The sequence below is a fragment of the Pseudomonadota bacterium genome (assembly GCA_039033415.1).
Taxonomy (GTDB): Bacteria; Pseudomonadota; Gammaproteobacteria; order Xanthomonadales; family SZUA-38; genus JANQOZ01.
The window spans coordinates 54,556-79,632 of the sequence record JBCCCR010000005.1 but is presented as its reverse complement, the minus strand read 5'-3'; the positions used below and the strand labels follow the sequence as shown (position 1 = coordinate 79,632).

At 62.5% G+C, this 25,077-nt stretch carries 25 protein-coding genes; 17 read left to right on the top strand and 8 right to left on the bottom strand.

Going from position 1 to position 25,077, the window contains the following annotated elements:
- The first annotated feature begins 12 nt into the window (after positions 1-12).
- The 4 genes from AAF358_05295 (at position 13) to AAF358_05280 (ending at position 3,061) form a co-directional block, all read left to right on the top strand.
- Entirely contained in the window at positions 13-546 is a 534-nt protein-coding gene (locus AAF358_05295) for a MotA/TolQ/ExbB proton channel family protein (GenBank protein MEM7704945.1), read from the top strand.
- A gap of 87 nt (positions 547-633) precedes the next feature.
- Positions 634-1,044: a biopolymer transporter ExbD gene (locus AAF358_05290; GenBank protein ID MEM7704944.1), complete on the top strand. Its 411-nt coding sequence runs from the start codon at positions 634-636 to the stop codon at positions 1,042-1,044.
- A gap of 33 nt (positions 1,045-1,077) precedes the next feature.
- Positions 1,078-1,686: an energy transducer TonB gene (locus AAF358_05285; GenBank protein ID MEM7704943.1), complete on the top strand. Its 609-nt coding sequence runs from the start codon at positions 1,078-1,080 to the stop codon at positions 1,684-1,686.
- A gap of 28 nt (positions 1,687-1,714) precedes the next feature.
- Positions 1,715-3,061 (top strand): hypothetical protein, encoded by a 1,347-nt coding sequence (locus tag AAF358_05280; GenBank protein ID MEM7704942.1) that lies wholly within the window; start codon positions 1,715-1,717, stop codon positions 3,059-3,061.
- 69 nt (positions 3,062-3,130) lie between these two features.
- Here AAF358_05280 and AAF358_05275 read toward each other — a convergent pair whose 3' ends face one another.
- Together AAF358_05275 and AAF358_05270 are read right to left on the bottom strand one after the other, a co-directional pair.
- Complete coding sequence (locus tag AAF358_05275; GenBank protein ID MEM7704941.1) at positions 3,131-4,882, bottom strand: DUF3592 domain-containing protein; 1,752 nt, start codon at positions 4,880-4,882, stop codon at positions 3,131-3,133.
- 292 nt (positions 4,883-5,174) lie between these two features.
- Complete coding sequence (locus AAF358_05270; GenBank protein MEM7704940.1) at positions 5,175-6,695, bottom strand: fumarate hydratase; 1,521 nt, start codon at positions 6,693-6,695, stop codon at positions 5,175-5,177.
- 85 nt (positions 6,696-6,780) lie between these two features.
- On the opposite strand from AAF358_05270, the gene AAF358_05265 reads away from it, so the two are divergent.
- From AAF358_05265 to hpaR, 5 genes are all read left to right on the top strand, one after another.
- Complete coding sequence (locus tag AAF358_05265) at positions 6,781-7,074, top strand: hypothetical protein (protein MEM7704939.1); 294 nt, start codon at positions 6,781-6,783, stop codon at positions 7,072-7,074.
- Between the two features lie 109 nt (positions 7,075-7,183).
- Positions 7,184-7,504: a hypothetical protein gene (locus AAF358_05260; GenBank protein MEM7704938.1), complete on the top strand. Its 321-nt coding sequence runs from the start codon at positions 7,184-7,186 to the stop codon at positions 7,502-7,504.
- Between the two features lie 97 nt (positions 7,505-7,601).
- Positions 7,602-8,672, top strand: a complete 1,071-nt coding sequence (locus AAF358_05255; GenBank protein MEM7704937.1) for an acyltransferase — start codon at positions 7,602-7,604, stop codon at positions 8,670-8,672.
- A gap of 108 nt (positions 8,673-8,780) precedes the next feature.
- On the top strand, positions 8,781-10,058 hold the full coding sequence (gene fahA / locus AAF358_05250) for a fumarylacetoacetase (protein ID MEM7704936.1): 1,278 nt from the start codon (positions 8,781-8,783) through the stop codon (positions 10,056-10,058).
- 5 nt (positions 10,059-10,063) lie between these two features.
- A complete protein-coding gene (hpaR, locus tag AAF358_05245; protein ID MEM7704935.1) occupies positions 10,064-10,537 on the top strand; it encodes a homoprotocatechuate degradation operon regulator HpaR in 474 nt (157 codons plus the stop codon).
- 23 nt (positions 10,538-10,560) lie between these two features.
- On the opposite strand, the gene AAF358_05240 is transcribed toward hpaR, so the two are convergent.
- Positions 10,561-11,160 carry a VOC family protein gene (locus AAF358_05240; protein MEM7704934.1) on the bottom strand — a complete coding sequence of 200 codons (600 nt, stop codon included), beginning with the start codon at positions 11,158-11,160 and terminating at the stop codon, positions 10,561-10,563.
- A 111-nt stretch (positions 11,161-11,271) separates the two neighbouring features.
- Here AAF358_05240 and AAF358_05235 point away from each other — a divergent pair, with 111 nt between their 5' ends.
- Complete coding sequence (locus tag AAF358_05235) at positions 11,272-11,625, top strand: hypothetical protein (GenBank protein MEM7704933.1); 354 nt, start codon at positions 11,272-11,274, stop codon at positions 11,623-11,625.
- Between the two features lie 72 nt (positions 11,626-11,697).
- Here the strand turns inward: AAF358_05235 and AAF358_05230 are convergent, their stop codons facing one another.
- Complete coding sequence (locus tag AAF358_05230) at positions 11,698-12,342, bottom strand: YceH family protein (protein ID MEM7704932.1); 645 nt, start codon at positions 12,340-12,342, stop codon at positions 11,698-11,700.
- 84 nt (positions 12,343-12,426) lie between these two features.
- Between AAF358_05230 and AAF358_05225 the strand changes: the two genes are divergently transcribed.
- Together AAF358_05225 and AAF358_05220 are read left to right on the top strand one after the other, a co-directional pair.
- Positions 12,427-13,503, top strand: a complete 1,077-nt coding sequence (locus AAF358_05225; protein ID MEM7704931.1) for a DUF2855 family protein — start codon at positions 12,427-12,429, stop codon at positions 13,501-13,503.
- The gene (locus AAF358_05220) at positions 13,497-14,105 is read left to right on the top strand and encodes a peptide deformylase (GenBank protein ID MEM7704930.1); all 609 of its coding nucleotides are present in this window, start codon (positions 13,497-13,499) and stop codon (positions 14,103-14,105) included. The genes AAF358_05225 and AAF358_05220 overlap by 7 nt, the downstream gene beginning before the upstream one ends.
- Before the next feature lie 158 nt (positions 14,106-14,263).
- Here the strand turns inward: AAF358_05220 and AAF358_05215 are convergent, their stop codons facing one another.
- A complete protein-coding gene (locus AAF358_05215) occupies positions 14,264-15,628 on the bottom strand; it encodes a PQQ-dependent sugar dehydrogenase (GenBank protein MEM7704929.1) in 1,365 nt (454 codons plus the stop codon).
- A 182-nt stretch (positions 15,629-15,810) separates the two neighbouring features.
- Between AAF358_05215 and rarD the strand changes: the two genes are divergently transcribed.
- Positions 15,811-16,737: an EamA family transporter RarD gene (gene rarD, locus AAF358_05210; protein ID MEM7704928.1), complete on the top strand. Its 927-nt coding sequence runs from the start codon at positions 15,811-15,813 to the stop codon at positions 16,735-16,737.
- Here rarD and AAF358_05205 read toward each other — a convergent pair.
- Positions 16,713-18,284, bottom strand: coding sequence for a YdiU family protein (locus AAF358_05205; GenBank protein ID MEM7704927.1), 1,572 nt, complete (start codon positions 18,282-18,284; stop codon positions 16,713-16,715). The genes rarD and AAF358_05205 overlap by 25 nt on opposite strands.
- Positions 18,285-18,334: 50 nt before the next feature.
- On the opposite strand from AAF358_05205, the gene AAF358_05200 reads away from it, so the two are divergent.
- The 3 genes from AAF358_05200 to crtD are packed head-to-tail and all read left to right on the top strand — an operon-like array spanning position 18,335 to position 22,343.
- On the top strand, positions 18,335-19,492 hold the full coding sequence (locus AAF358_05200; GenBank protein ID MEM7704926.1) for an ATP-grasp domain-containing protein: 1,158 nt from the start codon (positions 18,335-18,337) through the stop codon (positions 19,490-19,492).
- A 35-nt stretch (positions 19,493-19,527) separates the two neighbouring features.
- Positions 19,528-20,865, top strand: coding sequence for a cytochrome P450 (locus AAF358_05195; protein MEM7704925.1), 1,338 nt, complete (start codon positions 19,528-19,530; stop codon positions 20,863-20,865).
- A complete protein-coding gene (gene crtD / locus AAF358_05190) occupies positions 20,862-22,343 on the top strand; it encodes a 1-hydroxycarotenoid 3,4-desaturase CrtD (GenBank protein ID MEM7704924.1) in 1,482 nt (493 codons plus the stop codon). The genes AAF358_05195 and crtD overlap by 4 nt, the downstream gene beginning before the upstream one ends.
- Here crtD and AAF358_05185 read toward each other — a convergent pair.
- Positions 22,340-23,818 (bottom strand): phytoene desaturase, encoded by a 1,479-nt coding sequence (locus AAF358_05185; GenBank protein MEM7704923.1) that lies wholly within the window; start codon positions 23,816-23,818, stop codon positions 22,340-22,342. The genes crtD and AAF358_05185 overlap by 4 nt on opposite strands.
- A 114-nt stretch (positions 23,819-23,932) precedes the next feature.
- Here AAF358_05185 and AAF358_05180 point away from each other — a divergent pair, with 114 nt between their 5' ends.
- Positions 23,933-24,718 (top strand): hypothetical protein, encoded by a 786-nt coding sequence (locus AAF358_05180; protein ID MEM7704922.1) that lies wholly within the window; start codon positions 23,933-23,935, stop codon positions 24,716-24,718.
- Here AAF358_05180 and AAF358_05175 read toward each other — a convergent pair.
- Positions 24,674-24,937 carry a hypothetical protein gene (locus AAF358_05175; GenBank protein ID MEM7704921.1) on the bottom strand — a complete coding sequence of 88 codons (264 nt, stop codon included), beginning with the start codon at positions 24,935-24,937 and terminating at the stop codon, positions 24,674-24,676. The two genes, AAF358_05180 and AAF358_05175, sit on opposite strands and share 45 nt — an antisense overlap.
- Positions 24,938-25,077 lie beyond the last annotated feature (140 nt).

Genomic DNA, 25,077 nt, shown 5'->3' with positions numbered 1-25,077 from the left:
GGGCCTTAGCTGATGCTTTTTGAAATTCAAGAAGCGCTCGAGGCGGTCCGCGATTTTCTTGAGCTCGGTGGGGGGGTACTCACCCTCATCACGCTGCTGGTCTTCTTTATGTGGGCGCTGATTCTCGAGCGCCTGCTGTACCTGAAGACCCGCCTGAAGAGCGAGTCGAAGACCCTCGCGTCACAGTGGAACCAGCGCAGCGACCACACCAGCTGGGCGGCGCACCAGATGCGCAATTCGCTGGTGGCCGAGGTGAACTGGAACGCTCGCAAGGGAATCGATGTCATCAAGACCTGCGTGGCGCTGTGTCCGCTGCTGGGGCTGCTCGGTACGGTGACCGGCATGATCGAGGTATTTGACGTCATGGCCATCTCCGGTACCGGCAACGCCCGCTCGATGGCCGCTGGTGTCTCCAAGGCTACAGTTCCGACCATGGCCGGGATGGTTGCCGCGATCTCCGGGCTGTTTCCGAGTATCTATCTCGAGCGTCAGGCGGACCAGCTGTCCGGCCAGTTCGAAGACGAGGTTGCAGCCAGCAGCGTTTGATGGGCGCTTTCCGTCCTTGGACGGGCGCCCAAAAAAATTTAACCCCATCAGCGGGCCCCGCTCGTTGATGAACTTAGAGGTAAAGTTATGCGTCAGATGATGCAAATGGTGGCCCAGCAGGAAGAAGAGTCGGAGATCAATCTGACCCCCATGCTGGACGTGGTGTTTATCATGCTGATTTTCTTCATCGTGACGGCGACGTTCGTGAAGGAGTCGGGGATCGACGTCAACCGGCCGGACGCGCCGACTGCGGTAGTGCAGGAAAACGCCAACATCCTGGTGGCCATCAACGAACGAAACGAGATCTGGATTGATCGTCGCCGGGTGGATCCGCGTTCGGTACGAGCCAACATCGAACGGATGCACGCCGAAAACCCTCAGGGTGCGGTGATCATCCAGGCAGACGAGCTGTCTCAAACGAAGATTCTGGTTGGCGTGATGGACTCGGCCCGCCAGGCTGGCGTGTTTAACGTGTCGATTGCGGCCAACGAAGAATAATTTGCCGCTCGCTGAACATTTGAGGTAAGAGCCATGGTAGCCAGAGCTGGAACCGCCTTGTTGATGGCCGTTGGAGTGACCTTCGGGTTGCTCTTTCTGATGCAGCTGCTGATCGCCATCGGCGCCGACGCCCAGACCGACAACCGAAGTGGGCGAATCGTCGACTTTGTCCGCGTGAAGCGTGACGAAACCGTCGAGCGAAAGAAGCCCAAGCCGAAAAAGCCCGCGCAGCCTGATCAGCCGCCACCGGACATGCCGCAGCCTCAGATGGACAACATGGACATGTCGATGGATGCCGTCGGTATTTCTCCGGTAAGCATCAACCCCAACAACAGCATGAACATCGGCTTGGGATTCTCGGGCGCTGACGGTGAGTATCTGCCGATTGTGAAGGTCGCGCCGGTTTATCCGCGGCGGGCGCTGGAACGGGGCATCGAAGGGTATGTGCTGCTGGAATTCACCGTGACCCGGTTGGGGACCGTGGAAAACCCGGTGGTGATCGAGGCCGATCCGCCCAACATCTTTAACCGCGCGGCGATCGCCGCAGCGTCGAAATTTAAGTACAAGCCGCGGGTGGTGGAAGGGGAAGCCATTGCGGTACCGGGTGTGCAAAACCTAATTCGATTTGAACTCGAGGACTGATTGGGCTTGAAAGCCCACGGAGCGTGTGATGCAAGTAGTTAGAGCTTCCCTTATCGCCTCAGCGGCCCTGCTGGCCGCGCCTCTTACCCTGTCAGCCAATCCGCTGAGCCAGTGGTCCAATCTCGGCAGCGTAGTTTTTGCCCAGGAAGAGGAAGAGAAAAGCAAGCTGGATGGTCGAAAGACCAAGCGCGCGCAGACCATGCGCGAAGCCGTATACAAGCGCCTGACGGCAGCCCAGGAGGCAGCCGAAGCAGAAGACTACGCGACGGCGGAGAAAGAGCTCGCCGCGGTTGAGAAGGTGAAGAACCTGACGCCCTACGAAACGGCGCAGCTCTACAACTTCTACGCTTTCATCTACTACTCCAAAGAAGACTATGCGGCCGCAACCCGGGCCTATGAGACCGTGCTCGCTCAGCCGGAGCTGCCCGAGGGAATGGTGCTGGCGACTAGCTACAGTCTCGCCCAGCTGTACTTCGTGCAGGAGAACTATCGCAAGGCCGAAAGCATGCTGGTCGACTGGTTCAAGCTGGTGGAAAACCCGAACCCACGGGCCTACGTCATGCTGAGCCAGGCCCGTTACTCCATGGAGGAGTACGCCAGCGCGCTGGTGCCGATGACCACCGCCATCGAGCTGGCGGAAGCATCTGAAGATGGTAAAGCGGACGAAAACTGGTACTCGCTGCAGCGAGTGCTGTATTACCAGCTTGAGGACTATGAGAACACGGCGAAGGTGCTGGAAAAGCTGATCCGGCTCTATCCCCGCAAAGACTACTGGATGCAGCTAGCCGGCATGTTCGGCGAGCTGGACGACCAGGAAAAGCAGCTGATCGTGCTCGACCTGGCCTACAAACAAGGCTTTTTCAGCCGCGGCTCTGAGTACACCAACCTCGCGCAGCTGTTGATTCAGGACGAGATTCCGTATCGCGCAGCTCGGGTCCTGGAAGACGGCATGGAAAAAGGCCACGTCGAAAGGAACGTCAACAACCTGCGCCTGCTGTCCCAGGCCTACGTGGTCGCCCAGGAAGACAAGAAAGCGATCGAGCCGCTGCGCGCCGCGGCCAAGCTGGACGACGACGGGGAGCTATACATGCACCTGTCTAACTCTCTGTTCAACCTCGACCGATTTAAAGAGTCGGAGGAAGCAGCACGGGAAGCGATCAAACGCGGGCTGAAGAAAAAGTCTGACGCCCAGATTACGCTGGGAATGTCGCTCTACGAGCAGGACAAGCTCGAGGCCGCGCGGAAGGTTTTCCTGCAGGTCGGCGGCAAGGGCTCCAACAGCAAGATGGCATCCCAGTGGGTGAACTACATCGTGAAGGAGCAGGAGCGACTCGATCAGCTGCAAAAAGCGATCGCCGCCAACAAAGCCTCCTGATTCAAGCTTGAAGTCTTACAAAGGGTCAGCCGGTTGGCTGGCCCTTTTTTTTGCCCGCGTAAAGCCGAGCTATTTGAGTCCCACGGCATCCGCGATGAGGTTGCGCAGCGCGACCGTGTTGCGGCGGCCTTTTAAACCTCCGGCTAGTACCCGCCGCTTACCGTCACGTGTTCTTAGGGACAGCCGGTAGTAGCGGGTTTCGCCCACCTGCATTCCGTCAGTGACCTGCAGATCTTCGATGTCGCTTAGTCGATAGTAGCGGTCTCGACCCAGCCACCAGCCGCGACGGACCCCCAGCTCACCGATTCGCGTTTGAACCTCACTGCGCATGAGCAGCTCATTCAAGCCCACCAGCAAAAATACGCTGCCGAGCACGCCGCAGACGAGCGTACCCACCAACGGCAGCTTGCCAGCGGCAGTGCCGAAGACGGCGATGCCGCCCGCCACCAGTCCGGCACCGGCGAAGCCGGTGCCAACCGCCAGGTGACGGGCCGGCGCAAAATAGTAGCGGAGGCCTCCGCCGCGATAATGCATGTCAACGCCGGTCGCCGCTGCGTCACCGCCATCTTCGGCGGCAGCGAGAACCGGACGATCGTCGGCGTCCGCAGCGTTACTCTCCGCGACCTGCCCCAGGTTGCTGATGGGGCTCAGCATGTCCGCCTCGAAGACCGGCAGCTCAAACGACACGTCAAGATCCGGGCCACGGACCCTGGCGGTTGCCTTGAGATGCCACTCGATTTTATGCCGGCTGTCGGAGACATCGCGCTCCGGCTGGTCCGCTGGCAGCGCAAAGCTCACCGGCACCCGACGGTGGCCCGCCGCGGGCTGAACCGTCGCCTCGGCTTCGTCCTGGTACAGCACGGTGCGGTGGGTGCTGCGGTTTTTCCCGCTGCCTGAGGTGCGCACCTCAGCACAGGTCAGGGTCAGCGACACCTGCCGAGCGTTCAGCGATGTGCTGACCCTGAGGTGACCTTCGAGCCGGGCACCCAGGCGCAGCGGCAGTTCCGGTAGCACCAGCGTGCTCCGGCCGTAGCGGCGCCAGCGCGCGACTGAAACGGCTGCCCAGACGATGAAGCCTATTCCCACGGCGGGAAACAGCAGCGCGATGAGCGCCAGGTAATTGCCCTTGGCAAGCTCCTCCGGCACAAAAAACCAGACCGCTGAGCTGATCAGGTTCCAGAAGGTGGCCATGGACACCGCCACCCACATCCGGGCCTTCCCGGCGCAATGGATTTCCCCGTGCTCCCACTCGGGTTCCCAGCGCCATGGCTCATCCGGATGGGCCTGCTGGAGCTGCCGCTCTGCTTTGAGCTTGCGTGCGCCCACCACGCCAACACCGATGATGGTCATCCCAACGCCCCCAAAGATGGCCAGGAACATCAGCAGAAACGCCACCATGCCCCAGCGCACCTCGCGCAGCAGCACCGCTTGATCAGGTCGGTCGGGATTGACGAAGGCGGTCACCCCGGACGGAACGTTCAGGCTCGGCTGAAGCCGGCTGTAGTTATCCCGATGGTAGTCCCCGATGTTGTCACTGCCGAGGCTGAAATCGAGCTGGTCGCTGACATAGCGCTGGCCGTTGTACTCATACCTGAACCGGCCGCGCAGGGTGTACGTGTTGCCGCCATCGTCCGATCGTGAGGTCGCCAGCTCGAGCTGGGTCAGGGTCGCCGGCGTTGCGGTCCAGCTGCTGGCCTGCCAGGCGTTGAACAGCATGAGAAGCCCCATGCCGCCAGGCACCAGACCCGCGATGGCAAAGACCCCGCCGAACAGACATAGTGGGCCGCTTGAAAAGAAAGGTACGTTCAGCGAGCGTGTCATGCGTCAGGCCAAGGCGATTCGTCGGGGTCATAGCCGTAGCTATGGCCGCGGCGGATCAACGCCGGCATGGCGCATGACGGGCTCGCCCTGCGGGTCGCCACCTGGGCCAGCCTGGCGGCGTTGCAAGCCTTGCCAAGGGCTACGGCCATTGGCGGCGGCTCGCGCCTTGCCAGCCAGGCCCAGCTGGCGACTGAACCCACCTTTCTTTTCAAGCGGCCCACTCGACAGCCTGCGCCGGCTTTGGGCGAAGGCTTGCGGCTCAAGGTCTGCTCCGAGTCAGTGCGTTCGCGGCTTAGCTTTCCACCAGCACGGGAATGTCACCGATCTTGGATCGCCACTTGCTGGGCCCGCTGGTGTGAACCGAATCGCCCTGGGTGTCCACGGCCACCATCACCGGCATGTCCTCCACGACAAACTCGTGAATGGCCTCCATCCCCAGCTCCGGAAACGCGAGAACGGTGGATTTACGGATGGCCTTCGATACGAGGTAAGCCGCGCCACCCACCGCAATCAGGTACACGGCGCCGTGGCGGGATATCGACTCGATGGTCGCCGGGCCTCGCTCGGCCTTGCCCACCATGCCGATCAGCCCCGTGCTGGCGAGCAGCTGGTCGGTGAACTTGTCCATGCGGGTGGCGGTGGTCGGTCCTGCCGGGCCGACGGCTTCGTCCCGCACCGCGTCTACCGGGCCGACGTAGTAGATCATCTTGTTCGTGAAATCCACCGGCAGCGGCTCGCCGCGGTCCAGCAGGTCGATCAGTCGCTTGTGGGCCGCGTCACGCCCGGTCAGCAGCGTGCCGCTGAGCAGCAGCGTCTCGCCCGGCTTGAAATCGGCCACAGCTTCCCGGGTGAGCTCGTCCAGGTTCACACGCCGGGCGGTGGCGCCCGCTTCCCAGGTGACCTCCGGCCAGTCTTCCAGGCTGGGTATGGCCAGGCTGGCCGGCCCGCTGCCGTCCAGCACAAAGTGGGCGTGACGGGTGGCTGCGCAGTTTGGGATCATCGCCACCGGCTTGGAAGCGGCATGGGTGGGATAGTCAAAGATCTTGACGTCGAGAACCGTGGTCAGCCCGCCGAGACCCTGCGCGCCAATCCCGAGCGCGTTCACCTTATCGAAGATCTCGATCCGGAGTTCTTCGATACGATTGTTGGGCCCGCGAGCTTTTAGCTCCGCCATATCAATCGGATCCATCAACGACTCTTTGGCCAGCACCATGGCCTTTTCAGCGGTGCCGCCGATCCCGATCCCGAGCATGCCCGGAGGGCACCAGCCGGCACCCATCGTTGGCACCGTTTTCACGACCCACTCGACGATATCGTCAGACGGGTTGAGCATCACAAACTTGGCTTTGTTTTCTGAGCCGCCGCCTTTGGCCGCCACCGTTACGTCGACCGTGTCGCCCGGGACCATGTCGATATGGACGACAGCTGGGGTATTGTCTCCGGTGTTTTTGCGCGCGCCGGCCGGGTCCGCGAGAATTGAGGCGCGCAGCTTGTTGTCTGGGTGCAGGTACGCTCGTCGCACGCCCTCGTTCACCATCTCCGTGACCGTGCTGCTGGCGTCCCACCGAACATCCATGCCGATTTTCACGAACACGGTCACAATCCCGGTGTCCTGGCAGATCGGACGCTTCCCCTCGGCGCAGAGTCGAGAGTTGATCAGAATCTGGGCCATGGCGTCTTTGGCGGGGGTCGACTCCTCCAGCTCGTAAGCTTTGGCCAGGTTCTGGATGTAGTCTTTGGGGTGGTAGTAGGAAATGTGCTGCAGGGCGTCAGCAACACTCTGGATGAAGTCGGACTCGGAAATGGCGGCCATGAAAAGTTCCAGGAATAGGGACGGTGACGGTAAAGTGACAGTTTGAACCGATCAGTTCAGTGAATCCAGACCCCAGAGAAGGCCCATGGACTATCAATGTTACCGCTGTGGCAACCCGCTTACCGGCATGATTCTTCCGGTCTCGCGGCGCGAGGAATGTGGAAACTGCGGCGCCGAGATCCACGTGTGCCGGATGTGTATCCACTATCGGTCCAACCGTCAGCAGTGGTGCGCTGAGGAGCGGGCTGAGCCGCCGTCCAGCACTGAGCGGGCCAACTTCTGCGACTATTTTGCGCCCAGTGAGGGTGCGTATGCGGGTTCCGACGGTGACGCCACCCAGGACGCGCTAGACCAGCTTTCATCGCTGTTCAAGGACTGACCGCGCGGCGGCCCCTCCGTTGGGCCACGTCGTGTCAATCCCATGTCAACCAAGTCCGTGCCGGCGCGTTGTCATGATTGAAACGCCCAATCATGCAAGGAGATGAACGATGAAAGTATGGATTGCTACCGCAGCGCTATTGTTTGCCGGTGTCGCGGTCGCCGACACGGTTACCCCCCGAATTGACACCCGGCAGCAGATCCAGAGCCAGCGGATCACCAACGGGGTTGTCGACGGCAGCCTGACTCGCGCAGAGTCCGCCCGGCTGGCGGGTCAGCAGCGGGCCATTGCCCGCACCGAGCGTCGCTTTGAGCGCGATGGTCAGGTGGTGCCCTATGAGCGTCGGACGCTGACGCGCATGCAGAACGGCGCCAGCCGCTCCATCGGTCGCCAGCGTGGAGACCGGCAGCGCCGCGCTCCCCGAGGCTAGCGGGACCCCCAAAGCCTGAACCTGGCCGCCGGCGATTGCCGGCGGTCTTTTTTTTGGTGGGTCGGCGGCCGCGCCCGGTCCGGTAAGATGGCGCCCGATGCCCGCTGCCCCAGCCAACCACACGTTCTTCCCCGTACTCCACGCCCTGCGCGGGCTCGCCGCGCTTTGGGTCATGAGCTTTCATTGCTGGTTTTTTGCTGGCATGCCGGAGATGGTCGGCGGCAGCTTCTTTCAGCTGGGTGGCTACGGCGTGCATTTGTTTTATGCGCTGTCCGCTTTCCTGCTGGGACATCAGTACTTCAGCGGCGGCTTGGCCGGCGGCTACGGCGGTTTCATGAGGCGACGTTTCCTGCGCATCTTTCCCGCGTACTGGGCCCAGCTGATTCTGCTGCTGGCGCTGGCCCTCGGCTGGGGGCTCTATGCGCTCCCCGACCTTTGGGCTCTGGCGGCCCATGTGGTGATGGCCTTCCACCTGCCGCCGCTGTTCGTACAGCCGATCAACGGTGTTTGGTGGACCCTGCCGATCGAATTTGCCTTCTACCTGATTCTGCCGGCGCTGGGCTGGCTCGTGCTCCGTTTTGGCGTACTGCCGTTTGCCGTGCTGTGTGTAGCGAGCACGGTCGCCTACCGGGCGGCCGTTTTTTCGGGGATGGCTGACCGCTCTATCGCGGAGATTGCGAACCTGATTGGGCAGCTGCCGGGCGTCTTAAGCGTTTTCGGGATGGGGCTGATCGCCGCGAGGCTGGTCCCTCACCGGCTGGCCAGCCGCGGGCGAGCGTATTGGCTGTTCCTCTCGCTGGCGCTGCTGGTCGCGTGGAATTATCTGCTGCTTTGGCAACTGGACAGCTACTGGCAGGGCGGCTGGCTGCTTTACCTATGGGAGTCGGTGAACGCGGTCGGGCTGGCGGCGCTGATCTATGTAGCCCACGATGGCTCTTTTGAGCTCAAGCTTTCGCGCCTGTGGCGCTGGCTCGGGGATGTGAGCTACGGCGTTTACCTGTGGCATCTGCCGGTGATCCTCCTGGTCCTTCGGGTGCTACCGGAAAGCTGGCCGGCCTCGCTGCGTTTCGCGGCGCTGGCGGCAACCGCGCCGGTGGTCTTTGTCCTCGCGCATGCCTCGTTTCGGCTGGTCGAACGCCCGGCGATGCGTTTGGGCCGCCAACGGTGACCGGGTATCATGTGCGGTGCCGTCGCTGGCGCTGCACCCATCCGGCGGCCGCCGGGGAGTCATCAGGCGCAACAACACCACTCAAACGGGGACTCAAGGGGAACAGATGTGACGATTGCAGCTAACAACCCGGAACTAAAAAGCTGGGTTGAAGTTCCGGCCAACAGCGATTTTCCGATTCAGAACCTGCCATTTGGCATCATCCGCCCCGCCGGAAAGACCGCACGGGTCGGCGTGGCGATTGGTCACTATGTGCTCGATCTGTACGTCCTGGCGAGCCACGGCCTGCTCCGGGAGCTGGGGTTCCCCAAAGCCTGCTACGGCTCCCGGCACCTCAACGCGCTGATGCAGGCGGCGGGCAAGGCGGGCATGCGCGCGCTGCGCCAGCGAGTCTCCGATCTGCTCAACGCCGAAAACGACGAACTGCGTGGCGCGGAGCTGGTGCGAAACGAGGCGTTGATCCCCAGCGAGCACGTGGATCTGTTGATGCCGGTGCGAATTCGCGACTACACCGATTTCTACGCGAGCGAACAGCACGCCTATAACGTGGGCTGCATGTTCCGTGATCCAGATAACGCGCTCATGCCCAACTGGAAGCATCTGCCCGTCGGCTACCATGGCCGTGCCTCTAGCATTGTCGCTTCCGGAGTGCCGCTGCATCGACCGAAAGGGCAGCGCAAGCCACCGGACGCTGATGCGCCACTTTTTGGTCCCAGCACCCGGCTGGATTTTGAGCTGGAAATGGGCTTCGTGACCTTCGCCGGCAAGCAGCTGGGTGAGTCGATTTCGGTGGCCGAGGCTGATGACTACATCTTCGGTCTGATGCTCTTTAACGACTGGTCCGCGCGCGATATTCAGGCCTGGGAATACGTCCCGCTCGGCCCGTTTCTGGGCAAAAATTTTGGTTCGAGCGTGTCTCCCTGGGTGGTGACGCTGGATGCACTGGAACCCTTTCTTGTCCCGGGCCCAACGCAGGAGCCGAAGGTGCTGGAATACCTCCAGCAGGACGCTGACGGGCACTACAACGTTGCGCTGGAGGCCTGGATTGAAACGCCCGCGGGGGTCGAAACTCGCGTCAGCGAATCCAACCTCAAGCACCTTTACTGGTCGATGCGTCAGCAGCTGGCACACCATACGGTCAATGGCTGCAACCTCAACGTCGCCGACATGCTGGCCTCTGGCACCATCAGCGGCTCCGAGCCGCACGAGTACGGATCGATGCTCGAGCTGTCCTGGGCCGGCAGCAAGCCGGTGCCCCTCAAAGACGGGTCGGAGCGGAAATTCATCGAGGACGGCGACACCGTGATCCTGCGGGGCCACGCCGAAAAAGACGGCGTTCGCGTCGGCTTCGGTGAGGTCCGTTGTCAGATCCTGCCGGCCGTTTAGCCGTTATGGCCCGCACACCAAAACCGTCGTCCACCGAGCAGGAGGTCCACCTCCGGCCGCTGGCACAATCGCTTCCCATGACGCTGCTTCGAGCCCGCGAAGCGTGTATGGCGGAGTTCCGGCCCATGCTGCACGAGCATAAGCTGACTGAGCAGCAGTGGCGGGTGCTGCGCGTGCTGATTGAGAACGACGAGATCACCGTGACCAAGCTGGCTCGGGAAGCGGTGATTCTGCCGCCCAGCTTGTCTCGGATCTTAAGGGGCCTGATCAGCAAAGGGCTGGTCAAAAAGCGCGCCCAGCGGGTCGATCAACGGCGCGCCCAGGTCATGATGACCGCCAAGGGGCAACGCCTGTACCGAGCCGTGGCGCCGCATTCGTCCGAGATCTATCGCCAGCTTGAGAAACGTCTCGGCAAGCAGCGCCTGGAGGAGCTCAACAGCATGCTCCAGGACATCGAAAACGATCTGGCGGACGGCTGAATCCTTTTTGGGTTGCGTTTAGCTTAAAGCCCGCTCAACACCTGATTGAGCTCCACCACAAAGCCGTCCGGATCGGTTAACACGCTGACCATGACCTCAATCGTGCCGCTACCGTCATAGCCCGGATAGCGGGTTAGCGAGGGTTTGCTCAAAACCCGCGTGCCCTCGGTGGCAGCGGCGGCAGCAAACCGGGATTTTAGATCGCCGGTGTTAAACAGCAGCACCATCGACCCGGGCGTAAACGGCTCCAGACCCTGGTGGACCGGTTGCTTGAGCGGCTTGCGATATTGCAGCAGTCCGAGCACGCCGATGAAGTCATCGTTGGCGCGCAGAAACACGAGCTGCCGGGCTCGCTCAGCCTCTTCATCAGATTTGGCGCTGCTGGGCGTGATGATATCCCGATCGTAGATCACCTCCATTCCGAGCGCGTCGCGATAAAACTTGAGGGACTGCTCAATGTCTCGGACGACCAGCGTGGTGCGCCGCAGATCGAGATCGATACGCTCGTCTTCGGCAACGGGCGCGGCGATCGCCGCTTGGGTGATCACCAGAACCGCCAGAACGGTCAGCTGGGCGAGCCAGAAAGCTTTGGCGCGGTGGATATGTGAGGTTGACTGAACCATGGTGGACTCCTGTTGGACGCTGCCCAATCTTAACCGCCGACCCGGCTCACGAATACGTTTCGCCCGTCAAAGGTATTGCGCTTCGGCGGCGAAAAACGCCACAATCGGGCCATGTATCGTTACATCGAAAGCTACGTCCACAACGGCCGCATCGGGGTGCTGGTGGAGCTCGAAACCAGCGATGATTTCACCGCTCGCACGGAAGAGTTTGCCGCCCTGGCCCGCGATCTCGCAATCCATATTGCGGCCATGGACCCGATTGGTATTTCTCAGGTTGAAATGGAGCCGCTGCAGCGTGCCTGGCCCGACGCAAGGCCGGTGCGCCAGGATGCGCTGCTGCTCAGCCAGCGGTTTGTGCGATCGGATACCCTGACCGTAGCCCAGTACATCAGCCAGACCGAGCGCGACCTGGGCAGCCAGATTGCCGTCCGCCGCTTCGAGCGCTGGACCTGCGACGACAGCTAGCCTGCCAGACTTCCCGAAAGCCCGAAGATTCAGACCCCGTGCGGGGTCCGGGCACGCCTGAACGCCCTGTGCTTAGTCCATCGGACGCGGCCCTAGCCGGGCCAGCTGCTCCTCCAGCGCTTCGACACGCTCGGTCAGGTCCGCAACCTGCTGAGCCAGCGAGCTTCGGGCGCCGGCCGAGGTAGCGCTTGCAGCGGGCGCTGCCAGCAGCTCGGCAGACGGCTCCCCGCTGAGCAGATGGACGTAGCGATCGTCCTTTTGCCCGGCTCCCCTGGGCACGCGCTGAACCATCGCCGGCTCCCGCTCAATCAGTCGATCCAGGACATAAACGACGTCATCGAGATCGTCAAATTCGTGGATCCGCTGACAACGGGTCCGCACCTCGCCGGGCGTCTGCGCGCCCCGCAGCATCAGGATGCACAGCACCGCCAGCTCCTTTTTTAGGACCTGAACAACCTCGGCAAAGTGGTGTTCATATTTCGCGGCCCGGGAGGCTCGCGACTCGCTGACCAGCCGCAGATCACCGAGCTGCCTGAGCGCATGACCGATCTCACCGATCTCGTAAGACGTCACGGGGTGGCGGCTGGACTTCTGATTGCAGGCGGTGGTCAGGCTGTTCAGGGTGAGCGGATATTGATCCGGTGTGGTGGCCTGTTTTTCGATCAGGCAACCCAGGATGCGTACTTCGACGGGGCTCAGTTCGCGGGGCAATGACATGTCAAAAAAACCTGGTGGATTACGGCTATCTTACCCTGCCAGGCGGCGCACGCTAAGATATCGAAAACACCCGAAGCCCCTTTTATGAGCAACCAAAACACCCTGTTGATCCAGCAAGGCCAGCTGGATAAGACCCAATGGCATCGTGCGTCCGCGCCCGTCCCCGAAGCCGGTCAGCTGGTCTGCACCATTGAGCGCTTTGCGCTGACGGCCAACAACATCAGTTACGCGGATCACGGCAAGACGCTCGGCTACTGGCGGTTTTTCCCCGCGGCCGACGACTGGGGCGTGCTGCCGGTCTGGGGGTTTGGCACCGTGATGGAGAGTCGGGTTGAGGGTATCGCTGCCGGGGAGCGCCTATTCGGCTTCTTCCCGCTGTCCTCGCACCTGCTGATGACGCCGCTTCGTCAAACGCCCGCCATGATCGAAGACGGCGCGGAACATCGGCGCGAGCTCCCTGCGGTTTACAACCAGTACATGCGTACAGCAGCCGACCCGCTTTACCGACCCGAATTTGAGGCGCAGCAGGCGCTGTTCAAACCCCTTTTCGCCACCGCTTTTGTGGCGGACGATTTTCTGGCCGAGCAGCAGTTTTATGGGGCGGCAAAGGTGCTACTGTCGAGTGCCTCGAGCAAGACCGCGATGGCCATTGCGCATCTACTCCAGGCGCGCTCGGAGGTGGCGTGCATCGGCCTGACGTCAGCGGGCAACGTCGCCTTCACCGAGGGACTCGGCTGCTATGACCAGGTGGTCAGCTACGATGAGCTGGAGACGCTGGACTCGGAGATGCCGGTGGTTTACGTCGACATTGCCGGGAACGGCGCGCTGCGCGATCAGATTCATGAGCGGTGGGACAGCCGGTTGAAGTACAGCTGTGCCATCGGCGGCTCTCACTGGCAGTCGCGGAGCGACACGCCGCCCGCCTTCGGGCCTAAGCCGCAGTTTCTGTTTGCGCCCAATCACGTTGAACGTCGCGTTGCTGAGTGGGGCGCTGCGGAGTTTCAGCGGCGTCTAGCCACCGCCTGGCAAGATTTTCTACCGCTGGCCGGTCGCGCGCTTGAGGTGACCGTCAGGCAAGGTCTCGAGTCGATCGGCCAAACCTATCTGGATCTGCTGGCCGGCCAAAACAATCCCAGCCAGGGTTACATGGCTCAGTGGTAGCTTCGACGCCGGACCTGCCTGGCCTGGTGTTTTGGGGTGAGGCCTCGCTGATGGAGCCGCAGCCGGCGGTATCAGCGGAGGACATTGCGGCAGACGATTGGTCTGATCGTCTCGACACGCTGGCCCGCTGTATGGATGCCTACGGCGGTATCGGTATCGCGGCGCCGCAGGTCGGCTGGGCAGCGCGGGTGTTTTGTTTAGGAATCAGCGGCGTCAACGATCGCTATCCGGATGCGGAGGCGTTTCCGCTTCAGTTCTGGGTCAATCCGGTGATCGATACCAGCAGCGGTTCATGCTGGGCCTGGGAAGGATGCCTTTCAGTGCCCGGCTTGCGAGGCTGGGTCTCGCGACCGGCGGAGATTGAGGTCAGCGGGCTGAACGCGCATGGTGAGCCGGCCGCGGCCCGCCTGGAGGGTTTTGCGGCGCGCGTGTTCCAGCACGAACTGGATCACTTGGATGGGGTTCTGATGCCGACGCGTATCACCGACCCTCGCTTTCTCCTGTCCGACGCGCTGCTCGCCAAACGCGATAGCTGGCAGCCGCACTGGCCGTCGCCCGGAGCCTTCAGCACCCAGCCCGGTCGCACCAGCCTCGAACGTTAGAGGGCCGCGCGGAGTGCTGCGCTCGGCACATGGATGTGCCGACATTTTCGATGGCTAAAAGCCATTGAAAATGTGAGCCAAGTGAAAATCGCATTTTTCACTTGGCGTCGTTGCCATCTCCATAAACATGGGCCATGGATGGCTTTTTCAGCAGTCTGTTAATTGCTTTCGAAGCCATTTCGAAACAGGAGGCCGTCCGGGTTGGTGCCCAGGACGCGACCGTCCCCGCCGAGGAAGTACATCTCCCCCGCCTGGTCCAGGCCGATGGAGACAAGCGTTGAGGGCAGCTCAACCGGGCCGCTGGCCTCAAGGTCGGAATAGACACCCGTTTCGGGGTCACCGTAAAACACGCGGGCGCCCCCCGAGCCGCTCCCGAGAAAGTCGCTGAAGACCACCCGGCCCGTGAGCCCCGACAGGTTGCTGCCGCTATAGACAACAACACCGGTCACGGACTGCCCGAGACTGTGGGTGTATTCAAAGACTGGAGGCACGTAGCTAAACCCCGCTGGCGGCGGATTGTTCTGTCGCGTTCCTTCAAAGAACGGCCAGCCGAGGTTGTCGCCAAGGCTGACCTGATAGACCGACTCGCGTGAGCTTGCCCCGTTGCTGCTGACCCACAGTTCGTCGGTGAGCGGGTCGACAAAAATGCGAAACGGGTTGCGCAGTCCGTACGCAAAAATCTCTGGTACCGCGTCGGCGGTGCTCAAAAACGGATTGTCGGCGGGTACGCGATACGCGCCGTTGTCGCTCACCGGATCGGTGCTGCCTGGCGTTTGCTCCGGCGCGAGCGGATCGATTCTCATAATGGTGCCGAACACGTTGTCCAGCTCCTGGGCGCTGCCGCTGATCACCGTGTCGCCGACGGCGATGTACAGGTAGCCGCCGGCGTCAAACGCCAGGTCGTTCACGTCGTGCCCGCGTCGATGCTCATGGATTCGCAGCACCTCCCGCTTTAGTCCGGCAAACGCGTTAGCGCCGAGCGAGTCGGCCCGATACTCATAGAGCACCCGATCGTGGGCCGGATTGTTGCCGCCGACAAAATCATTGCGAATACCAGGAAAATCCGGCGGTGGATTGGCCCGGGTGACCTCGGGTTCAACGGTGTACAGGCGACCGAACCCCGACGTTCCCACGTTGGCAAAATCGGGGTGAAAGGCCACGGTGGTAAGGCCAAACGAAGCGTTGCCGTTTTCCGCGTTGATGGTGTCGTCGCTGACCGTATCGATATAGGGCGTGGCCGTTAGCGCGCCGTCGATTAACCGTATGCTGCCTCCCAGTGTGCTGATCAGCAGGCGGCCGGAGCCGTCAGGGAACGCCACGAGGTCTGTAGGAAAAATCTGGCCGTTGTCGCCCAGCCCCTGGGCCACTTCGGCCAGATCCATCGTGGCTGGCTGTCCCGGTTCGTAAGTGGAGCCGGCGAGACACGTGGCTCCGGGTAGAGCCAGCAGCAGTATGACGGGCCAGGGAGTTAGAGCGCGGCGGGGGGTGTCGGCGGTCTTGGATCGATTCCGGGTCAGGCGCATGGCTTACCTCAAGCGTTGATCTCCGAGGGTAGCGAGGACCTTTGTCTCGTCGTGTGACCGCGAGCACAGTTTGGCGCTCAGCGTGATCTGTCCACCGGCAGCCGTGCGCTATCGAATTGTTGTCCGGGCATTCACACGAAAGCTGGTAATGTGCCCGCTCTCCTCCTCGGGACCTTCTCGCTTTGAACGCAACACCTCGCGCAGCTCAGCAGCCTCAGGCCAATGACGGCCTGACGGCGGCGGTGGCAGCCTATCTGCTCTGGGGTTTTATGCCGCTCTATTTCAAGTGGGTGGTCACTGTGCCCGCACTGGAGATGCTGGCCCATCGCGTGGTCTGGGCTGTGCCTTTCGGGCTGGCGATAGTGATCGTTCGACGGCAGCTTGGTGAGCTTGTTGGGATCCTGCGCAAGCCGTCGACGCTCGCATGGCTTTGCCTATCGGCCACGGTGATTGCGCTGAACTGGATCACCTACATTCTGGCCGTGCAGCGCGAACAGGTGTTCCAGGCATCCCTCGGCTACTACATCAATCCGCTGATGTATGTCCTGGTTGGCGTGATGTTTTTCGGCGAGCGGCTGGGTCGTCCGCAGTGGCTGGCCGTACTGCTGGCGGCGGCCGGTGTCACGGTGCTGACAGTTAGCGGCGGTCAGGTTCCGTGGCTCGCCCTCGGGCTGGCCGTGTCTTTCACCGTCTACGGTGTCGTCCGAAAACAGGTTGCTGTCGGCGCCATGCCGGGGTTGTTGATCGAGACGCTGCTGCTGGCGCCGCTGGCCGTCGGTTACCTTTATTGGCTCGTCAGCAGCGAACAGCTGGTGTTTCTCAACACCGCCACCAACCAGAACATCGGCCTGATGCTCGGTGGGCCGCTGACCGTCCTGCCGCTGCTGTTTTTTGCGGTCGCGGCCCGGCGGCTGACGCTTTCCGCTATTGCGTTCCTGCAGTTCATGGCGCCGACGATTCAGTTTCTGCTGGGCGTCTATTTCGGCGAGCCCATCACGCCGGCGACGGCGATTTGTTTTGCGCTGATCTGGTGTGGCGTTGCGCTGTTTGCCTGGGACGCACTCGGACGCTGGCGCAGTGCCCGTCAGGTGCCGCAGAACGTTCGATAGGGCGGCAGGCCCGCAACAGGCAGCTTCTGCAGCCAGAGGTTGTCTGGCGTGCTCTCAAAAGGGTTTTGCAGCGCTTTGTGCAGCTTCAGAAACGGCTTGAGGTTTCCTTCGCTGGCTGCCGCTGTCAGCGCCAGCTCAACCTCATGATTGCGCGGGATAATGGCCGGGTTGACCTGATTCATGCGCTCGGTGATCCGATTGAATTCAGCGCCCGCGGGTTCGGCCAAGCGCTGCCGCCAGCGTGACAGCCACAGTTTCCAACGCCCCGCATCCCGCGTCGCAATCGTCTCCGGCAACGCGTCCTCCTCCGTCTCGACGGTCAGCTCGGCGAGCTGCCGGAACGTGGCGGTGAAGTCGAGTTTTCCGTCGGACAGCAGGCTCAGGAAATCCTCAATCAGCTTGTCGTCATCAGGCGTTGCTTCGCTGATCCCGAGCTTTTGGCCCATCGCCCGGCGATAGGCGGCGTGCCAAACTTCGGTGTAGCCCGTGATCAGTTCGTTGGCCGTCGACAGCGCCTTTTCTTCGTCCGTGTCCAGCAGCGGCAGCAGCGTTTCGGCCAGCCGGGCGATATTCCACTGCGCGATGCCCGGCTGGTTGGCGTACGCGTATCGACCCTGGTGGTCGATCGAGCTGAACACGGTGCGAGGGTCAAAGCGGTCGATGAAGGCGCACGGCCCGTAGTCAATGGTCTCACCGCTGATCGCGCAGTTGTCGGTGTTCATGACGCCGTGCACAAAGCCCAGCCGCATCCACTGGGCGACCAGCGCTGCCTGCCGCTGGATCACGGCCTTGATGAGGCCTTGCGCCTTGTCTGACTCATCTGCCCCAGCAAGCTCCGGGTCATGGCGGCGAACGACGTAGTCGAGCAGCGTGCTGAGCGCCGCACTATCCCCGCGGGCGGCAAAATACTGAAACGTCCCCACCCGCACGTGGCTCGATGCCACCCGCGTGAGAACCGCGCCGGGCTCCGCCCCGCGCTCTCGATAAACCGGCTCCCCGGTTGCCACGGCGGCCAGCGCCCGCGTGGTCGGAACGCCGAGCCGGGCCATCGCTTCGCTCAGCAGATACTCCCGCAGCACCGGCCCCATGGCGGCGAGCCCGTCGCCGCCGCGGGAAAAAGGAGTTGGCCCAGCGCCTTTGAGCTGAATATCCCGCCGCTCACCGGCCGGCGACACAACCTCACCCAGCAGCAGCGCACGACCGTCTCCCAGCTGCGGCACGAAGTGGCCAAACTGATGACCGGCGTAAGCCATCGCCAGGGGCTCAGCGTCGTCCGGCAGACGCTTACCGGAAAGCATCTCTGCGAGCTGGTCTGAGTCCAGCTGAGACAGGTCCAGCCCTAGCTCGGTCGCCAGGTCCTGGTTAAAGATCATCAGCTGCGGCGCTGCCGGCGCGCGCGGTGATCGCAGGGCGAAGAAGCCTTCGGGCAGCTGGCGGTAGGTATTGTCAAACTGGGCAAACACGCGGCTCTGCTCAAATGGCTGCAAGTCCGATAGGATAACCCGATGCACGCTCCAGCTGTCGGCAGGATCCCGTTGATTCGACACCGCGGCTGCGCCTCCGCCGGCGCGCCAGGAGATGGGCGAAGCCCGCCATCGTGACGCCATCTCGCACCGTTTTGCTCACCCTGGGGCGCCTGCCAAAGGGCTTGGACCTTGCTCGATGCCTGGCCGAGGCTGGCTGGCGCGTGCTGGTGGCGGAGCCGGGCCGGCGCCACCTATGCGGCAGCTCGCGGGCGGTTTCGAGAAGCTTTCAGGTCCCTGCGCCTGTCAGCGAACCCGAAGCCTATCTCGAGGCGCTCTGTCGCATTGTTCAGCGGGAAAACGTGGACCTGGTGCTGCCGGTATCGGAGGAAATCCTCCACGTGGCCGCCCTTCACGGGCGGCTGGATCCGAAGGTTCGAATTGGATCGATGCCGCTGGAGCGCCTGCTTCAGGTGCACGGGAAGCGATCTTTTGTTGAGCTCTGCGAGCGACTTGATCTCGGGGTTCCCGCCACGGCCCGTCTCAGTGACCCCCAGGCCGCTGAGCTCAATCGCGACCAGCCGGTCATCGTTAAACGAGAGTTTTCCTGTGCCGGCGTTGGGCTCGAGGAGGTGTCAGCGGGGGCGCCGTTACCAAAGCGCGAGGCCCCGGAGGAGTGGCTGGTACAGCAGCGCGTGGCGGGCGAAGAGCTCTGCAGCTTTACGGTTGCTCACGAGGGCCGAGCGCTGGCGACGGTTGTCTATCGGGGCACGGTCGTGTCGGGCACGGTGGCGGTTTGCTTTGAGCGCATCGACCCGCCGCCGCAGGTGGTTGACTGGGTTGAGCGGTTTGTCGAGGGTGGGGCCTTAAGCGGGTTTATCGGCCTGGACCTGATGGTGGATGCCGACGGCGGCGTGTTCGGGCTGGAGTGTAATCCGCGCGCCACGAGCGGCGTTCATTTTTTTGAGTCCAAGGACCTTGCAGCGGCGCTGCTCGAGCCGGCTGGCTGCAGCGGGCTGCGCTTTCGGCGCCAGCGGCTGTTTCAGCAGTTCTACCCGTGCCTGACGGAGACTCAGGCGTCCCTGTTTCGCCGGGATCACTTTCGACAAAAGCTTGGCCAGCTGCTGCGCGCTAAAGATGTGAGCTTCCAGCTTCGCGACCCGCTGCCCTTTCTCTTGCTGCCGTTCACCGCCTGGTCCATTCTGTCGCGGACCATTTTTGGGAACATGAGCTTTGGCGAGGCAGCAACCTGGGATATCGAATGGACCGGGCCGACGGAGGCGGTTGAGTGACTGATTCGTTGTACCGCCCGCCGGCGCCGATACCTATGAGCCCCCTTCGGTCGCTGCTCCGGGTGATGGGCGAAGGGGACGGCAACCTGCTCAGCCTGGTGCCCAAGGCAGCGTATCGTGAACGGATCACGCCGCTGGGATACTCCCGACGATCGATCGTGCTGATCAACGATCCGCAGTGTATTCGCGACGTGATGACCGATCCGCTGGAGATCTTTCCCAAGAACGATCTGTTTGTCGGTGCCCTCGAACCGCTGGTGGGTGACTCGATCTTTGTCAGCAGCGGCGAAACCTGGCGTCGCCAGCGGCGCATGATCGACCCCGCGTTTTCTCATATGCGGATCAACCTGGCCTTTCCGGCGATGGCGGACGCGGTGGCGGAATACCAGGAAACGCTCGATCGGCACGCCGCCACCGGCGAACCGCTGTCGCTGGACGTTGCGATGAGTCAGCTCACGGCCGACGTCATTTGCCGCACCATTTTTTCTCAGTCGCTGGAGTCCGAGCGCGCCAAAGACGTCTTCAACGCGTTTACCGCGTTTGAGCGCGCCGTAGCGAGCGTCGAAATTCGTCGGCTGATCTTTGGCAAAGCCTTTGATCATGTCGACCAGCCCAAGCAGGTGCTGGACGCCTGTGAACGCATCCGCGGCCATATCGGCGAGATGCTGGCGCCTCGCCTGGCGCCGGACGCTAAGCCGGTGGACGACATCGTCGGCGCCGTGATGGCTGCCCGCGACGAGGAAAGTGGTCAAGGGTTTACCCGTGAGGAGCTGATCGATCAGATCGGGGTGTTTTTTCTTGCCGGCCATGAAACAACCGCCAGCGTGCTCACCTGGACCTTTTTTATGCTGTCGCAGCAGCCTGATACGGTGGCCCGGCTGCGTGAGGAGGTGGACGAGGTGGTTGGCGAGGGCCCGGTACGCTTCGAGCACGTGAAGAAGCTGGCGCTCGTGCGCAGCGTGTTTCGCGAGGCGCTGCGGCTGTACCCGCCGATCACTTTTATTCCTCGGGTCGCCACCGAAAGTACGACCATCGCTGGTCGACGCATCAAGCGTGGCGCCATGGTGATGATTTCGCCGTGGACCACTCATCGAAATGCGTTGCTCTGGGACCACCCGGACCGCTTTGTTCCCGATCGATTTCTCGGCGGCGGCGAGCAGGCGGAAAAAGACAATACCTTCCTGGCGTTTGGTCTCGGGCCACGGGTCTGTATCGGCGCGGCGTTCGCGACGATCGAAAGCGGCCTGATTCTGGCAAGCCTCGTTCGTCGCTATGACTTCGAGCCGGAAAACCCTGCGGAGGTTCGCCCCGTGGCGCGCCTGACAACGCGCCCGTCCAAAGAGATCGCCTGCCGCGTGAGGCTTCGGGCATGACCGCCCCGCACGTGGTGGTGATCGGCGCTGGCATGGGTGGCCTGGCGGCAGCCCTGGACCTCACGAGCTCAGGCGCCAGAGTCACGCTGCTGGAACGCCAGGCCCGCCCTGGCGGCAAGATGCGCGAGGTGACCGTCGCCGGCCAGCCCATCGATTCGGGGCCCACCGTCATGACCATGCGCTGGGTTTTCGACGACCTGTTCGCCCGCGCAGGCCTCAAGTTTTCTGAGCACGTAGAGCTCAACAGCTCGAACCTCCTGGCTCGGCACAGCTGGCTGGACGGCAGCCGGCTGGATCTGTTCACCGACAGCGGACGCAGCCGCGACGCGATCACCGAGTTTGCCGGCGCCGGCGAGGCGCGGGCCTACGACCAGTTTGTCGCCAAGTCGGCCAAGACCTTCGATACGCTGGATCAGAGCTTCATGCGGGCGTCCCGGCCCAACGCGATGCAGCTCGGGCTTCGCGTTGGCCTGCGAGGGCTGCCGGGGCTGATGGCCGCCAATCCGTTCGTTTCGCTGTGGAAAGAGCTGAGCAAGATCTTCTCGGATCCGCGGCTGGTCCAGCTATTTGGCCGGTACTCAACTTACTGCGGCTCCAGTCCGTTTCTTGCCCCCTCAACGCTGATGCTGATCGCTGAGGCGGAGCGGCGGGGAGTTTGGCTGGTGGGCGGCGGGATGCAGCGCGTGGCTGACGCGATGGCGGCGGCGGTGGCTAGCGCGGGTGGCGAAGTACGCTGCGAGGCAGAGGTTGCCGCGATCGATTCCAATGGTGGCCGTATCTCGGGGGTCACGCTCAAAGATGGTGCGCAGCTTGCCGCTGACGCGGTGGTGTTTAATGGCGATAGCCAGGCACTGGTGGAGGGCTTGCTGGGCCGGGGCGTGGTGTCGGGAGCTAAACCGCGAACCGAACAAGGCTACACGCTGTCGGCGATTACGCTGAGCGCCGTCGGCCGACCGGAGGGATTCCCGTTGGGCTACCACACGGTGTTCTTTGGCGACGATTATGTGGATGAGTTTGAAGCGGTGTTCCAACGTGGCGAAATCTGCGCGCGTCCCACGGTCTACATCTGCGCCCAGGACCGGGCGGATCATCAGGCGCCCGAGTCGGGCAGCGAGCGGCTTTTCTGCCTGATCAACGCGCCGCCCAAAGCGCTGCCGGAAGACGTCGTGGCCCGACACGTGACATCGCTCCGCGACCATCTGGCCCAACACGGTTTGACGCTGGTGGTGGAAGACGACGCCCAGGTGGTCACTAGTCCCGCGGAGTTTGGCCTTCGATTTCCGGGCAGCCGCGGCGGGCTCTACGGTCGGCCCACGCACGGCCCCTGGGGCTCGTTCACGCGGCCGGGCTCAGCGACACCGGTTGCGGGCTTGTTCCTGGCCGGCGGCAGCGTCCACCCTGGCGCCGGCATTCCGATGGCCGCCCAGTCGGGCCGACTGGCCGCGGCGGAGGCGGCCATCAGCTTAGGTCTCGGCTAAGAAGCCTCAGCCAGCAGGTTATCCAACACTTTAGCTGACGAGATTACCCCGGGCATGCCGGCACCAGGGTGGGTCCCCGCGCCGACCAGATATAGCCCCGGAATATCCTCGCTGATGTTGTGCGGCCGGAACCAGGCCGTTTGGGTTAGCACCGGTTCGATGCTGAAGCCAGCGCCCTCCACCGAGCCTAGCCGATCCTGAAACTCCTGCGGCGTGAGCATCAGTGAGGTGGCGAGCTCGTCCTTCAGGCCCGGCAGCACCGTGGCTTCCAGGTGTTCCTCGATGGCTTTTCGATAGGGTTCAGCCTGCTCCCGCCAGTCGATGCCGGCCTGAAGATTGGGGACGGGCGACAGCACGTAGAACGCGTCGCAGCCCTCCGGGGCCATGTGCGGATCGCTGGCGGTTGGGCGATGCAGGTAGAGGCTGAAGTCGTCGGCCAGCACCTTGCGATTGAAGATATCGTGGAGCAGGCCGTCGTAGCGTGGCCCGAGCACAATCATATGGTGCGGCACGTCGACGTACTGGCGTTTGGTGCCGAAATACCAGACGAACAGACTCATCGAGTATTTGGTTTTCGCCAGCTTCCGATCGGTCCAGCGCCGGCGGTGCTGTTCGGGGATCAGGTACTTGTAGGTGGCCGCAGCGTCTGCGTTGGACACGACCAGCGACGCATCGAGCGTTTCGCCGCCGGCCAGCCGCACACCGGCAGCGCGGCCGTCGCGGATCATCACCTCTTCGACCTTGCTGTTGTAGCGAAAGTTACCGCCGTTTTCCTCGATGAGTTTAACCATCCCCTTAACGATGGAACCGGTACCGCCCATGGCGTAGTGCACGCCATGGCTGCGCTCCAGATGCGCAATCAGCAGGTAGATGGCGGTGGTGGTCATCGGATTACCGCCGATGAGCAGCGGATGAAAGCTGAACACCATGCGCAGCTTCGGATCCGAGAAAAACGTCTTCACCATGCGATAAACGGTGCTGTAAAAGCGCGTGCGGATGAGGTCGGGCAGGCACTTGATCATCTTCCAGGGCGTGTCGAAAGACTCGTACAGCAGCTGGTCAAATCCCACTTCGTAGAGTTTCTGGCTGGCCTTGAGAAAGCGGTCGTAGTGCGCCGCGTCATTCGGATTGAAGCGGGCGATCTCCGCTTTCATGGCCTCGATGTCGCCGCTGTAGTCGAAATGGGTGCCGTCAGCAAAGCGGATTCGATAGTAGGGGGCTACCGGGATCAGGTCCACGTCGTCCGCGAGCTTGCGGTCGAACAGGGCCCAGAGCTCTTCCAGGAGAAACGGGGCCGTCACGATTGTGGGGCCGGCGTCGAAGGTATACCCATCCTGCTCGTAGACGTAAGCCCGGCCGCCGGCCTTGTCCAGCTGTTCGCAGACCGTGACCTGGTAGCCCCGGGCTGCCAGCCGCATGGCCGCCGCGAGCCCGCCAAAGCCGCTGCCAATGACAATTGCCGCAGAATTACTCAATCGAGGGGACCTCCAAGTGTCAGACCATGTTGACGCACGTGCCGTGCTTAGGAACAATGACAGGTGATAATGTAATGTTAGCTGGACAGTTAAGCCAGCATTGTCGAAGTTTCTATGGTCGTTTGGCTCTTTAAAGCGCTGGTGGCAGCGCATATCGTCACCGGGACCGTTGGCCTGATCAGCCTTTGGGTGCCGATCGTGGGTCGAAAGGGCGGAGCCGTCCACAAGAAGTGGGGCGTGGTTTTTGCTCGATCGCTGCTACTGACCGGAGGATTTGCCGTCGGTATCAGCATCTGCACGCTGATTGCGCCGCTCGAAACCCACCCGTTCTGGGATGATCCGGTGCTGGTCAGCGCGGTTTTTGGCTGGATGATGCTGTATCTGGCCACCATGACGATCAACCTCGCCAACTACGGTCGGCTATGTATCCAAAACCGGCAGAATCACGGGGCAAATCGGACGGCGGTGAACCTGTTTCTGCAGGCAGCGACGTTTTTCACGGCGCTGAATTGCGCCATTCAAGGCTGGCGCGTCGAGCAGCCTCTGCTGGTTGGGATGTCCATCGTTGGGCTGGCGGCCGGCTTCCTGAATACGCGTTTTATTTTGCGCCGCAACCCGCCCGCCAACGAGTGGCTGATTCAGCATTCTCGTGGCCTGGTTGGCGCGGGGATCTCGGTCTATACGGCGTTTCTGGCCTTTGGTGCAGTCAACCTGATGCCGCAGTTTGCGTTCAGTCCGGTGCTTTGGGCCACACCCTGCGTTCTCGGCGTCACGTATCTGCTGTATCACCAGGTCCGCATCATGCTGGCCCGCTACCGCAAGCGCGCGGCAAGACCCACGCCGCCGGCGCGCGCTTCAGGCCCAGCGCTGCCGCACGTCGGACAGGTGAAACACCCCTGACACGACCAGCAGCACCGCGGTAATCCGCCAGTCAAACCCTTTTAAGGTAGCCCCCAGGGCCAGCATCAGGCTGGTGCCTGCGCCCAGATTCAGCAGCAGCGACAGGGGCCTTACCCCGCGTCCAGTCCGCTGCCAGTAGGCGATCAGCGTGATGGCCTCCAGCACCACCACCGCCAGCATGACCCAGACAATGTTGCCGCTCTGGATGACTTCCTGCATCGATCGCTCCTGACTGCCCCGCCTTGCCGGCGGCTACTTTAGCAACCGGCTGCGCAATCCGCATAGAAGCGGGCGCTGCGCGCATTTTTGCAACTCGGGCTGCACACTCTTATGATCTGCGTCCCGGGCGCACTCTGCTG